This is a genomic window from Sporichthyaceae bacterium (assembly GCA_036493475.1).
GTDB lineage: Bacteria > Actinomycetota > Actinomycetes > Sporichthyales > Sporichthyaceae > DASQPJ01.
On sequence record DASXPS010000013.1, the window covers coordinates 1 to 12558 of the forward strand.

The window sequence follows — 12558 nt, forward strand, 5'->3', positions numbered from 1 at the left end:
CGCCGGGGTGTTGCCCAGGTAGTCCGCGACCTCGCGCACGGTGCGGGCCACCGCGCGCTTACGGGCGGCGGCGCTGTCCGGCACATGGGTGGACACCGCCAGCCCCACCGCCGCCAGCACGGTGGCATGCCAGGTCCGGAAGTCCTTGGCGGTATAGAGACCACCGGAGACCTCCTGCAGGTAGCTGTTCACGTCGGCGGCACGGACGTCGCGCCATTGGCTGCCCTCGCGGAAGGCGAGTAATTCCGGCCCGGTTTCCTTACGCCGCCGCAATCCTTTGACCAAACTGCACAGCGCTTCCTCAGCCACCGCCTGCTCGCACAGGATCGATCCCTTGGCCGGGTATTCGAACTGCACCTCCCCGCGGTGACACCGCACGTGCTTGCGCAGCACGGTGGCCACCCCGAAGGTTTGGTGCTCGCTCTGGTAGGTCTCGTTGCCGACCCGGAAGAACCCGAGGTCGATCAACCGGACCGCACCGGCCAGCACTCGTTCCCGGGGGAAGCCACGCAGACTCAGATGGTCGGCCGCCGTGGCGCGCAGCGTGGGAAGGCAGGCGGCGAACTCCAGGATGCGCTGATGCTTGGCCTTGTCCCGGCGCCGCCGCCACTCGTCGTGGTAGCGGTACTGCCGGCGGCCCGCGGCGTCCACGCCGGTGGCCTGTAGATGCCCGCGCGGATGCGGGCAGATCCACACGTCCTGCCATGCCGGCGGCAACACCAACGCGCGGATGCGGTCCAACGTCTCGGTGTCCCGAACCGGATTGTCCGCGGCGTCGAGGTAGCGGAATCCGCGTCCACAGCGCACTCGGCTGATGCCGGGTTCGTCGGCGGAACTGCGGGTCAGACGCATGCACGACGGTTACCCCGCCGCCGCGCCCGGCACGCGTTTGTGCGCAGGTCGCTCGGATAGCCCACGGGTAAGGACGAAAGACCCAACCAACGGGAGGACTGCGATGACCACGGCGCGCGACATCATGAGCAACGACGCCACGTGCGTGCGCAGTAATGAGAGCGTCGCGGTTGCTGCCCAGCGCATGGCAGAACTCGGCGTGGGCGCCCTGCCGATCTGCGGTGAGGACGATCGGCTCAAGGGCATGATCACCGACCGGGACATCGCCATCAAGGTGGTCGCTGCGGGTAAGGACCCGAAGAGCTGCAACGCCGGCGAGTTCGCCCAGGGCGAGGCCGTGACCATCGGCGCGGACGACGACATCAACGAGTTGCTGGCCACCATGTCGCAGCACAAGGTGCGTCGGCTGCCGGTGATCGACGGCCACAAGCTGATCGGCATCGTGGCCCAGGCCGACGTCGCCCGCGCGCTGCCGGACCCACAGGTCGGCGACCTGGTCGAGGCGCTGTCGGTCTGACATGCGTAGTTCGGACGGGACCGAGCTGATCGAGGTCAGCGCGCACGCGTCGGTGAAGCCCGAGGCGGTGATGGAGGTGCTTACCGACGGCTGGCTGTTCGGGCTGTGGGTGGTGGGTGCCTCGCATATCCGCAGCGTGGACGCGGACTGGCCGCAGCCGGGCAGCAAGATCCATCACGCTGTGGGCGCGTGGCCGGCGCTGGTGAAGGATCACAGTGAGGCGAAGGTCTACGAGTCCGACGGCGTGTTGGAAATGACGGCCCGCGGCTGGCCGCTGGGCGAGGCACTGGTGCGTATCGAGGTGCACGAGAAGGACGGCAGTAGTCACATCGCGCTCGGCGAGCGGATCGTCTCCGGGCCCGGCCGGTTCGTGCGCCCGGTGGAGCGTCTGTTGGTGGCGCCGCGCAACAAGGAATCGCTCAGTCGACTGGTGGCGCTGGCCGAGGGCCGCGCCTGATCGACGCTTTCAGGGCAGTAGGGCCCGGTGGATCGCCTGCATTCCGCGGCGGTACGCCGGGCCCGCCCAACTGTTCGCGGCCAATGCGGCGCGCGCGGCGTTGGCGCCGCAGGCCCCGTGCACGCCGCCGCTGGGGTGGGCGGAGGACGAGGCCAGGAACAGTCGCTCGAACGGGGTGTCGGCCCGACCGAGGCCGGGGATGGGGCGTAGCACCAACTGCTGGTGCACCGCCGCGGTGCCCCCGTTCATGGTGCCGCCGATCAGGCTCGGGTTCAGCGTCTGCAGGTCGCGCGGCACCAGCACGTGCCGGGCCAATACCTCGTTGCGGAAGCCCGGGGCGGCGTCCTCCACGGCGTTCTCGATGGTCTCCAGCATGTGCTCGATCGTGTGCTCGTCCTCGCCGTAGCCGTTGGGCAGGTGCGAGTAGGCCCACGCGGTCTCCGTGCCCGCCGGGGATCGGGTCGGATCGCACAATGTCATCTGACCCATCACCAGGTAGGGCTGCTCGGGCAGCAGACCGGCCCGCAGGGCGGCCGCCGTGTCCCGCAGCGCGCGCACGGTGCCGCCGATGTGCACGGTCCCCGCGCCGGCCAATTCCTTGGCCCGCCAGGGAATCGGGCACCGCAATGCCCAGTCCACCTTCATCAGCGGTAGGTCCGGTTCGAACCGCGCCATCGCCCGGGCGAGTCCGACCGGCCGGCGGTCGGGCGCGATCAACTGCTCATACAGTGCGGGTGCCGGGACGTCGGCCAGCACTGCGCGTCGCGCCCGGATGCCCGTGCCGTCGGTCAGGCGGACGCCGTGGGCCATACCCCCGCGGTCGACCACCACGCGGCTCACCGGGGAGCGCAGCCTCAGTTCGCCGCCCGCGGCACCCAACCGAGCGCACAACGCCCCGGCCAGTTGCCCGGCGCCGCCAACGGAAACCGGGAAACCGTGCTGCTGCCCCAGCATGCAGAGCAGCCAGCCGAACACCGAGCTGCCGATGTCCGCCGGTCCCAGGTCGGTGTGCATCGCCGAGCCCACCAGCAGCGCGGGTCCGCCATCCCCGGTGAAGTCCTCACCGGTCCACCGATCCAGCGGGGTCAGCGCGCGGCGGATCAACCCTGCCGTGCCCGAGGCGCCCAGCCGACGTAGCGTCGCCAGCCCGTCACGTACCGGCGGGAACGGATGCAGCAACGCGGCGACGACCTCGTCCCCGATGCGATCCCATTCCTCGCACAATTGCAGCCAAGCGGCCGCATCCGCGGCCGAGCCGGCGGCCGCGACCGACTGCGCGGTCTCGTGCCGGTCGCGACTGAGCACCACGGCCCGCTCCGCGTCCAGCACATGGCCCAGCACCGCCGGGGCGTGACCCCAGCGCAAGCCGTAGTCCTCCAAGTGCAGCGCGGACAACACCGGAGAGGCAGCGGCAAACGGATAGAAGGCACTGAACACGTCGTGCACCCAGCCCGGACGGGTGAGTTCAGCGCTGCGGACGGCACCGCCCGCGGTATCGGTGGCCTCCAGCACCAGCACCGACCAGCCGGCATCGGCCAGCAGTGTCCCGGCCACCAGCCCGTTGTGCCCGGCGCCGATGACGATCGCGTCGACGGTCTCGATGCTGGGCCTCCTCCACCCGGGCCTTTGTGCGTTCGATTACCCGAAACTCTCCGTTTCCACCGGCACGCCCCGGGAAGTCGCCCGATATGAAGTTCGGCTACACGTTGATGTGCGAGCAAGCGGGCCCGGCACAGCTGGTCCGGGATGCGGTCGCCGCCGAGCAGGCGGGCTACGACTTCGCGGTGATCAGTGATCACTACTTCCCCTGGTTGGAGGAGCAGGGGCACGCGCCGTTCGCCTGGTCGGTGCTGGGCGCTGTCGCACAGGCCACCGACCGGCTGCCGCTGATGACGTTCGTGACCTGCCCAACCCGTCGCTATCACCCGGCGCTGGTCGCGCAGATGTCCGCGACGATGGCGCTGCTCGCGCCCGGCCGGTTCGCGCTCGGTCTGGGCGCCGGGGAGAACCTCAACGAGCACGTGGTCGGCGGGGAGTGGCCCGCCGTGGACGAGCGCCACGACATGCTCGAGGAGGCCGCGGGCATCATTCGGGCGTTGTGGACCGGGGATGAGATCACCTGGCGCGGGATGCATTTCGATGTGGTGAAGGCGCGGGTGTTCGACGTGCCGAAGACGCCGCCGCCGTTGGGCATCGCGGTGTCCGGGCCGTCCTCGTGTCGGATCGCCGGGGAGCATGCGGACGTGATGATCGCGGTGGAGCCGAACGAGGCGTTGTGCGACGCGTATGACGCGGCGGGTGGCGCGGGCAAGCCGCGCTACGGGCAGCAGCCGATGTCCTATGACGTCGATCGGCAGGCGGCGATCACCCGCGCGCACGAGCAGTTTCGGTGGTTCGGTGCGGGATGGTCGGTGAACGCGGAGCTGCCGGGGCCGGCGGCGTTCGATGCGGCCTCGCAGTTCGTGCGGCCGGAGGATGTGGCGGCGGCGATGCCGTGCGGGGACGACGTGGAGGCCGTGATCAAGTCGGTGCAGCCGTGGGCGAATGCGGGGTTCACGCGGCTGGCGCTGCTGCAGATCGGCGAGCGCGCGCAGGACGGGTACCTGGAGTGGTCGGCGCGGGAGTTGCTGCCGGCCCTGCGCGCCGCTTTCCCTGAGTGAGGTCGTCGTCCGCGCGGCCGGGCCGCCAAGATCGCGGGGCCCTCTCTCATACGCAGGGCGTCATTTTGCGGGCCCTCCGGGCCACGAAAGTGACGCCTCACGTATGAGAGAACTCGCTGCGCTCATGAATGAGCGGAGCGACGACGCTCGCTACTCGCCGGCGGGCGTACCCTCGTCGCCCGCGCCGGAGTGAGCTCCCTGCGTGGTGAAGAAAGAGATCCGGCCGTCGGCCTCCAGCACCGCGAGCCGTACCTGCGCGAAACGCTCGATGCCCTGCTCGCGGGCCGCGGCCATCATGTCGTCCAACGACACCCGCTCGGCGCGCATCAGGTCCATGCACAGCTCCCCCCGGGTCGCCAGCACGACGGGCACGCCGTGGACCACCGGCCGTATTCGGGGCCAGCGCCAGTCCGCGTAGGACAACCCCACTGTCAGCAGGGCGAACACGCCGATGGCCAGGAACGCAGAGGTCAGCGAGTAGTCCTGCTGGGTGACGCCCTGCTGCACCAGGTCGCCCATGGTCACGTACAGCAACAGTTGAAACGTACTGAGTTCGCCCAGCGTGGAGCGCCCGACGGCGCGGGTGACCAACCAGAGAAACGCGAACACGATCGTCGCGCGGAACACGATCTCCATCTACGGCACCAACCAGGTGTGGAAGTTCACCGTCAGTCGCTTGACCTGGTCGTCCATCAGTGACAGCTCCGCATGCCGCCCCAGCTGGGATGCCGGCTGGATGTAGGCGTCGTAGTCGACGGTGAAGTCATCTCCGGACGGCGGTGGGTCGAAGGTCAGATAAATCAGCCGGCCGTCGGAGGTCTCCTTGTCCGCGTCGGGATGGAAGCCCTGGGTCTCGAAGATGTCGAAGTACCGACGGGAGACAGCCAGCGTGATGTCCTTGTCGCCGAAGCCGCCGTCGTGGTGCACCTGCACCCGGAACTCCACGTCCAACCCGGCCCGGGCGATGTGCGGGTACCACACCTTCAGCCACCAACCGTCGGTGGACGCCGCCTGCGCCGAGCCGGTGTGTACGCCGAGCGCCCCGATGGCGCCCGCGGTGACCACGAGCGCGAGCAGGCCCAGCACGGCCCGCCGTATGTTCCGTGCCCGCCGACGTGGTCGTGGTGGCGAGACGTCGGCGAGCGTGGAACCCGGCGCGGTCTCCGGTGGGGTCGCCATGGCGGGGAACTTCCCGGATGCCACCCGGGAAAACCCGGTGGTCAGGGCACGGCCAGCCGGGCGGCCGTCTCCAGGTGCAACGCATGCACGAACGCCTGAGGCAGGTTCCCGCGCATCTGGTACTGCTCGTCGTCGAACTCCTCGCTGAACAGCCGCGGCGGGCCACCCGAGCCGCGGGTTCGCTCGTACCAAGCGCGCGCCGCCACCGCGTCGCCCTGCTGGTGCAACGCCAACGCCGTCAGGAACCCGCACAGCAGGAACGAGCCCTCCGCCTCGGGCAGCGGACGATCGTCGTGCCGGAAGCGGTAGGCGTAGCCGCGATGGGTGAGCGTGCGCAGGTAGGCGGCCAGCGTCGCGCGGGTCCGCGGGTCGTCGGCGGGCACGGCACCGCGCAGACCGGGTAGCAGCAGCGCGGCGTCCACCGAGGAGTCGTCCGGCGAGCGCATCCAGTGCCCGGTCGGGTGCAGGGCATGCGCGGTGGTGTGCGCCACCAGGTGTTCGCCCGTCGCCCGCTGGTCGCGGGCCCGCACCGGATCGGGCTCCACGCCGGCCACCGCGAACAGCCCGGCCGCGGCGACCAACCGACTGTGCGTCCACGGCCGCTCGCGCAGTTCCCAGATGCCGGCGTCGGATTCCAGGCCCCGCTTCGCGATCGCGTCGGCCGCCAACCGGGCGGCGCGCAGGGAGTCGGCCTCGAGGCGGTCGAGCTTGCCGGCCGCGGCGAACAACTGCAGCGCCTCTCCGAACACGTCGAGCTGGAACTGGTCCGCCACCCGATTACCGATGACGTCGCTGCCGCCGGGGTAGCCCGGCAGGTGCACCTGACGCGGCTGCGGGACCTGCGCGCCGGTGATGGTGTAGGCCGGGGACAGCCGATCGCCGTGCTCGAGGAGCCGGGCGCTGACGAACCGCACCGCGGCGTCCAGCGGCTCGTGCGTGCCCGCCGCCGCCGCGGCGATCCCGGCGTAGCACTGGTCGCGGATCCACACGTAGCGGTAGTCGTAGTTGCGACCCTCCTCGGCGCGTTCGGGCAGCCCAGTGGTGGCGGCGGCGACCATCCCGCCGGTGCTGCTGGTCAACCCGGTGAGCACCGCGTGGCTGCGTCGGGTGTGCCACGGGTCGAGGGTGCGCCCGAGCCGCGGGATCGCGCGCTCCCACGCCTTCTCCGTTGCCGCCCACAGCCGCGCGGGCCGCGGCAGCGCGTCGGGCAGCGGCCCGTCGCTGATCTCCAGCACGAAGTCGCGGCAGCCGCCGGTCTCCAGCGGCACCCGCAGGGAGAGCTCCACGCCGTCATCGACGTCGCGCGGCCTGGCGCCCTCGGCACCGGTCCAGCGCAGCCACAGCTCGCCCAACCGGGCGACCCAGCCACCCTCGATCGCGTAGAGGTCCGTTGCCGGCTCGTGGTCATAGCCACCGCGTGGCACCAGGCACACATTGACCACGGCCGGCTGCTCGCAGCTGAGCCGGCGCAGCAGCACCACTCGGCGGGGGTCGGCGGGGTACGCCAGTGCCTCGCGGCACTCGACGATGCCGCTCTCGGTGACCCAGCGATTGCGCCAGATCATCGACGCGCCCTCGTAGCGGCCGCCCCACACCCAACGCCCGTGCGGGGTGATCGAGTAGTGCCCGCGGCCGCCCAACAGCGAGGAGAACACCGCGGGGCTGTCCCAGTGCGGGGCGCACAGCCAGGCGATCTGCCCGTCCGGCCCGACCATCGCACCGCGTTCCCCGTCGGCGAGCAGGGCGTACTCCCGCAGCACGTGGAGTCGTTCCGGTGAGCTCACCCTGCTGCTCTACCCAGCGTCGGAAAAGTTTGTCGGCGAAATTCCGGGGTCAGACATCCACTAGCGCCGCTGATCCCCGGCGTTCTCTTCTCATGCAAGGGGGTTGGTGGTGGCGACGATCGATCTGCCGATGCCGATGCCGGTGCGGGTGGAACGTCGGCGTGCGGCCGGGACCACGGGCTGGCAGGCCGACCTGCTCGCCGTGGCCGGGGACGTCCGCCTGGACGAGGGGGCGCGGGCGGCGTACGCCACGGACTCCTCCAACTACCGGCAGGTGCCGCTGGCGGTGGTCACCCCGCGCACCGTCGCGGAGGCGGTCGCGGTGATCGAGGTCTGCCATCGGCACCGTGTTCCGTTGCTCTCCCGTGGCGGCGGTACCAGCCTGGCCGGGCAGACCACCAACGCCGCGGTGGTGCTGGACTGGACCAAGCACTGCAACCGGCTGGTGTCCACCGACGCCGATGCCCGCACCTGTGTGGTGGAACCGGGAATCGCGTTGGACGACCTGAACCGAGCGTTGGCCCCGCACCGGCTGATGTTCGGACCGCGTCCGTCCACCCACCGCTCCTGCACGCTCGGCGGGATGATCGGCAACAACTCCTGCGGCGCCACCGCGCAGGCCTACGGCAAGACCGTGGACAACGTGCGCCGGCTCGAGGTGCTCACCGTCGACGGCGCGCGGTTCTGGGCCGGTCCCACCGACGAGGCGGCGTACACGGCTCTGGTCGACCGCGACGACCGGGTCGCCGATATTTACCGCACGCTGCGCGAGTTGGGCGAGGAGAACCGCGACGAGATCCGCGCCCGCTACCCGGACATCCCGCGCCGGGTTTCCGGCTACAACCTCGACTCGCTGCTGCCCGAACGCGGCTTCGACATTGCCCGCGCGCTGGTCGGCTCCGAGGGCACGTTGGTCACCGTGTTGCACGCCGAACTGGACCTGGTGCCGGTGCCCGAGGCCAAGGCTTTGGTGGTGTTGGGCTACCCGGACATCGCCACCGCGGCGGACGCGGTGCCCGCGGTTCTCCGGCACGACCCGTGGCAACTGGAGGGCATGGACGACATCCTGGTCAACCTCGACCGGGAGCTGGGCGTGGCCGAGGACGCCATCCAAGGGCTGCCCACCGGCGGCGGTTGGCTGATGGTGCAGTTCATCGGCGAGGACCAGGACGAGGCCGATCGCAAGGCGCAGTCCCTGCTCGACGCCATGCGCGCACGCGACCCAGCGCCGCACTGCTCGCTGATCGACGACCCGGCCAAGGAAGCGCGCCTGCAGGATGTGCGTGAGGCCGGGTTGGGCTCCACCGCGCACCCACCCCAGCAGCACGAGACGTGGGAGGGCTGGGAGGACTCCGCGGTCCCACCCGAACACCTGGGCGAGTACCTGCGGCAGCTGCGCGCGCTGATGAACAAATTCGGTTATCCCACCGGGGAAACCTCGTTGTACGGCCACTTCGGCCAGGGCTGCGTGCACACCCGCATCCCGTTCGAGTTGCGCACCGCGGACGGCATCGCGCGCTACCGCGCATTCGTCGAGCAGGCGGCCGGGTTGGTGATTGCTCACGGGGGGTCGCTTTCCGGCGAGCACGGGGACGGGCAGTCCCGCGGAGAGCTGCTCATTCGCATGTTCGGTGCGCAGATTGTCTCCGCCTTCGGGCAACTGAAAAAGCTGTTCGACCCGGACAACCTGATGAACCCCGGCAAGGTCGTGCACGCCAACCCGCTGGATTCACACTTGCGCCTGGGCACCGACTTCGCACCCGAGGAACCCAAGACCTTCTTCGCCTTCCCGGACGACGACAACAAGTTCAGCAAGGTCGCCCGCCGTTGTGTGGGCGTCGGCAACTGCCGCAACAGCAGCAGCGACGAGCAGGTGATGTGCCCGTCGTACATGGTCACCCGCGAGGAGGAGCACTCCACCCGCGGTCGCGCCCGACTGCTGTTCGAAATGATCCGCGGCGAGACCATTACCGACGGCTGGCGGTCGACCGAGGTACGCGACGCATTGGACCTTTGCCTTGCCTGTAAGGGATGTAAGTCCGATTGCCCGGTGAACGTGGACATGGCCACCTACAAGGCCGAGTTCCTCGCCCACCACTACGCCGGGCGGGTGCGGCCCGCCGCGCACTACTCCATGGGCTGGCTGCCGGTGTGGGCGCGGATGGCCGCGGTCGCACCGGGTCCACTGAACGCCGCGCTCAAGGTGCCGCCATTGGCCGCGGCCGCAAAGCGCCTGGGCGGCGTCGCACCGCAACGCGAGTTGCCCGCCTTCGCCCCGCAGCGGTTCACCGACTGGTGGCAGTCCCGGCCCAAGACGGGGAACAAGGCCCCGCGCGGGCGGGTGCTGTTGTGGCCGGACACGTTCACCAACTCCTTCTCCCCGGAAGTCGGCCGCTCCGCGGTAAATGTGCTCACAGACGCGGGATTCCAGGTAGTGGTGCCCACCCAACCGCTGTGCTGTGGGCTGACCTGGATCTCCACCGGGCAACTGCGCATCGCCCGTCGGGTGCTGCGCCGCACGGTCGCGGCACTGCGTCCGTACCTGCGCGCCGGGGTCCCGGTGGTCGGCCTGGAACCCTCATGTACTGCGGTGTTCCGCTCCGACGGCACGGACCTGCTGCCCGGCGATGAGGATATGCGCCGGTTGTCGCTGCAGACCCGCACGCTGGCCGAGTTGCTTCTCGAACGCGCGCCGGAGTGGCACCCGCCGCTACGCGGCGGGGAGGCGATCATCCAGACCCACTGCCACCAGCACGCGGTGCTGAGCACGAACGCCGACGACGAACTTCTCGAGCGGGCCGGGGTCTCCGCGGAGCGGCTGGGGTCGGGATGTTGTGGCCTGGCGGGCAACTTCGGCTTCGAGAAGGGGCACTACGAGGTGTCCATGGCCGCCGCCGAACGCGTGCTGCTGCCCCGGCTGCGCAACGCCCCGCCGACCACGACGGTGCTGGCCGACGGCTTCAGTTGCCGCACCCAGATTCAGCAGGGCACGGACGGATCGCGCCGGGCCGTGCACCTGGCCCAACTGTTGGCCGGTGATCTGCCGTGACCGTGTTCGTGGACTGCGTGCAGGCCGCTGCCTACACGGTGTCCACCGACGCACCCGAAGCCGACGGCACGCTGTCCTGGGACTCCACGACGATCGTGATCGTCGAGGTGCGGGCCGCCGGGGTGACCGGCATCGGTTGGACCTACGGCTCTGCGGCGTGCGTGCGCATCGTGGAAGACACCTTGCGTTCGGTGGTGGTCGGCCGCCCCGCGATGGACATCGGTGCGGCCTGGGCCGCGATGGCCGTGCAGCTACGCAACGTCGGCCGACCGGGTGCCGGCGGCATGGCGCTGTCCGCGGTCGATTGCGCGTTGTGGGATCTCAAGGCCCGCCTGCTCGGGCTGCCGCTACACGCGCTGCTCGGGGCCGTGCATTCCGACGTGCAGGTCTACGGCAGTGGCGGATTCACCAACCAGGACTCCGCTCAACTCACCGACCAACTGCAGGGCTGGTTGGACCGCGGCATGAACCGCGTGAAGATCAAAATCGCGGAGTCGTGGGGCGGCGCGGAAGCACGCGACCTGGAACGGGTCACGTTGGTCCGCACGGTGGTCGGGCCGGACGTCGAGGTGTTCGTCGATGCCAACGGCGGTTACACCGTCGCGCAGGCCGTTCGGGTGGCGCGCAAGCTCGAGAAACTCGACGTGCGCTGGTTCGAGGAACCGGTGTCCAGCGAGGACGTCGCGGGTCTGCGCTTCGTCCGCGACCACACCGACATCGAGATCGCGGCCGGCGAGTACGGGCACAGCCTCGCCGATCTGGCCCGCCTGTGCGAGGCCAGTGCCGTGGGTTGTCTGCAGATCGACGTGACCCGCTGTGGTGGCATCACCGAGTTCGTCCGCGCGGCCGCCATGGCCGCCGCACACGGCCTGCAGGTGTCCGGACACTGCGCGCCACACCTGCACGCCGCGGTGCTCGCCGCGACCCCCAACGCCCGGCACCTGGAGTGGTTCCACGACCACGTCCGCATCGAGGACCGGCTGTTCGAGGGCACCCTGCAACCACGTGACGGTGCTCTGGTGCTGCCCGCCGACCGGCCGGGGCACGGGCTGACCAGACGCGGTATCGAGCAGGAACGCCGCGTGGCCTGAGCCCCACGTGACGTGAGCCGAATGTGTGCGCCCCACGACTGGGGGTAACCGGGCCATATCGAGCGGCACAGGCCCATGTTGACGCTGTGGTTGGCCTGATTACGCAAATGTTCCGGCCGCGGGACGAAAAGCGACTTCCGCATCGGGATAACGCTGATGGGCCGGGTGCAAGTCCTGAGTATGCGAACTGCTCAGTACCTGGACCTGACGGCCGACGAACTGGTGTTGTTCCGCGCGCTGCGGGCTACCGACGACGGCCGCGAACGCGAGCGTATCCAGGAGGAACTCGTCCGCCGGCACAACGGCCTGGTGCGCTGGCTCGCTGCCAAATACAACAACCCGGCCGTGGAGTTCTCGGACCTGGTGCAGGTCGGCTACCTGGGGCTGGTGCAGGCGATCAGGCGGTTCGACCCGGATCGGGGCTCGGACTTCATCAGCTTCGCCCGCCCGACCGTGCAGGGCGAGATTCGCCGCTACTTCCGCGACAAGCGTCGCTGGATCCGGCTGCCGCGCAAGCTGCAGGACACCAAGCTGGCGCTGCGTCAGGCCACCGAGGAGCTGACGCACCAACTGGGTCGTGGTCCCACCGTTGCCGAGCTGGCCGCGCACCTGAAGGTGGACGAGGAGCTGGTGCTGGAGGTGATGACCGTCGACGACGCCTACTCCCCGCACTCGCTGGACGCCGCGCTCGGCGAGAACGAATCCGACCCCGGCACCCTGGCGGACACCCTGGGCGCCCTGGACACGCAGATGGACGTGGTCGTCGACCGGATGTCGGTGCGGCCGTTGCTGGCGGCGCTGCCCGAGCGCGACCGGCGCATCCTGCACCTGCGCTTCTTCGAGGACATGACGCAGGGTCAGATTGCCGAAGTCGTGGGGCTTTCCCAGATGCACGTGTCGCGACTGCTGACCCGCATCCTCAATGAATTGCGCCACGGGGTGATGTCCGAGGTGCATTCGGCGTGATGC

General features: G+C 70.0%; 11 protein-coding genes. 6 read left to right on the forward strand and 5 right to left on the reverse strand.

The window, feature by feature from the left end:
• On the reverse strand, positions 1 to 852 hold an 852-nt coding region (locus tag VGJ14_01290; GenBank protein HEY2831030.1), incomplete at its 3' end, for a DNA topoisomerase IB.
• A gap of 103 nt (positions 853 to 955) precedes the next feature.
• Here VGJ14_01290 and VGJ14_01295 point away from each other — a divergent pair.
• Positions 956 to 1369: a CBS domain-containing protein gene (locus VGJ14_01295; protein ID HEY2831031.1), complete on the forward strand. Its 414-nt coding sequence runs from the start codon at positions 956 to 958 to the stop codon at positions 1367 to 1369.
• A 1-nt stretch (position 1370) separates the two neighbouring features.
• Positions 1371 to 1826, forward strand: coding sequence for an SRPBCC family protein (locus VGJ14_01300; protein ID HEY2831032.1), 456 nt, complete (start codon positions 1371 to 1373; stop codon positions 1824 to 1826).
• A gap of 9 nt (positions 1827 to 1835) precedes the next feature.
• Here VGJ14_01300 and VGJ14_01305 read toward each other — a convergent pair whose 3' ends face one another.
• Positions 1836 to 3428 (reverse strand): NAD(P)/FAD-dependent oxidoreductase, encoded by a 1593-nt coding sequence (locus VGJ14_01305; protein ID HEY2831033.1) that lies wholly within the window; start codon positions 3426 to 3428, stop codon positions 1836 to 1838.
• Between the two features lie 86 nt (positions 3429 to 3514).
• Here VGJ14_01305 and VGJ14_01310 point away from each other — a divergent pair, with 86 nt between their 5' ends.
• Positions 3515 to 4486 carry a TIGR03557 family F420-dependent LLM class oxidoreductase gene (locus tag VGJ14_01310; protein ID HEY2831034.1) on the forward strand — a complete coding sequence of 324 codons (972 nt, stop codon included), beginning with the start codon at positions 3515 to 3517 and terminating at the stop codon, positions 4484 to 4486.
• Between the two features lie 150 nt (positions 4487 to 4636).
• Here the strand turns inward: VGJ14_01310 and VGJ14_01315 are convergent, their stop codons facing one another.
• From VGJ14_01315 to VGJ14_01325, 3 genes are read right to left on the reverse strand one after another with little or no spacing between them, the layout of a single operon-like run.
• A complete protein-coding gene (locus VGJ14_01315) occupies positions 4637 to 5122 on the reverse strand; it encodes a YetF domain-containing protein (protein ID HEY2831035.1) in 486 nt (161 codons plus the stop codon).
• Positions 5123 to 5665 (reverse strand): hypothetical protein, encoded by a 543-nt coding sequence (locus VGJ14_01320; protein ID HEY2831036.1) that lies wholly within the window; start codon positions 5663 to 5665, stop codon positions 5123 to 5125.
• A gap of 41 nt (positions 5666 to 5706) precedes the next feature.
• Positions 5707 to 7449: a glycoside hydrolase family 15 protein gene (locus VGJ14_01325; GenBank protein ID HEY2831037.1), complete on the reverse strand. Its 1743-nt coding sequence runs from the start codon at positions 7447 to 7449 to the stop codon at positions 5707 to 5709.
• Between the two features lie 109 nt (positions 7450 to 7558).
• Here VGJ14_01325 and VGJ14_01330 point away from each other — a divergent pair, with 109 nt between their 5' ends.
• The 3 genes from VGJ14_01330 to VGJ14_01340 all read left to right on the forward strand — a co-directional run bounded on the left by VGJ14_01330 (position 7559) and on the right by VGJ14_01340 (position 12555).
• The gene (locus tag VGJ14_01330) at positions 7559 to 10498 is read left to right on the forward strand and encodes an FAD-binding and (Fe-S)-binding domain-containing protein (GenBank protein ID HEY2831038.1); all 2940 of its coding nucleotides are present in this window, start codon (positions 7559 to 7561) and stop codon (positions 10496 to 10498) included.
• Positions 10495 to 11589, forward strand: coding sequence for an enolase C-terminal domain-like protein (locus tag VGJ14_01335; GenBank protein ID HEY2831039.1), 1095 nt, complete (start codon positions 10495 to 10497; stop codon positions 11587 to 11589). The genes VGJ14_01330 and VGJ14_01335 overlap by 4 nt, the downstream gene beginning before the upstream one ends.
• 180 nt (positions 11590 to 11769) lie before the next feature.
• Positions 11770 to 12555 (forward strand): SigB/SigF/SigG family RNA polymerase sigma factor, encoded by a 786-nt coding sequence (locus tag VGJ14_01340; protein HEY2831040.1) that lies wholly within the window; start codon positions 11770 to 11772, stop codon positions 12553 to 12555.
• Positions 12556 to 12558 lie beyond the last annotated feature (3 nt).

Coding starts and splice junctions, on each gene's coding strand:
- VGJ14_01295 (HEY2831031.1), top strand. CDS start 956: ATGACCACGGCGCGCGACATCATGAGCAACGACGCCACGTGCGTGCGC.
- VGJ14_01300 (HEY2831032.1), top strand. CDS start 1,371: ATGCGTAGTTCGGACGGGACCGAGCTGATCGAGGTCAGCGCGCACGCG.
- VGJ14_01310 (HEY2831034.1), top strand. CDS start 3,515: ATGAAGTTCGGCTACACGTTGATGTGCGAGCAAGCGGGCCCGGCACAG.
- VGJ14_01315 (HEY2831035.1), bottom strand. CDS start 5,122: ATGGAGATCGTGTTCCGCGCGACGATCGTGTTCGCGTTTCTCTGGTTG.
- VGJ14_01320 (HEY2831036.1), bottom strand. CDS start 5,665: ATGGCGACCCCACCGGAGACCGCGCCGGGTTCCACGCTCGCCGACGTC.
- VGJ14_01340 (HEY2831040.1), top strand. CDS start 11,770: ATGCGAACTGCTCAGTACCTGGACCTGACGGCCGACGAACTGGTGTTG.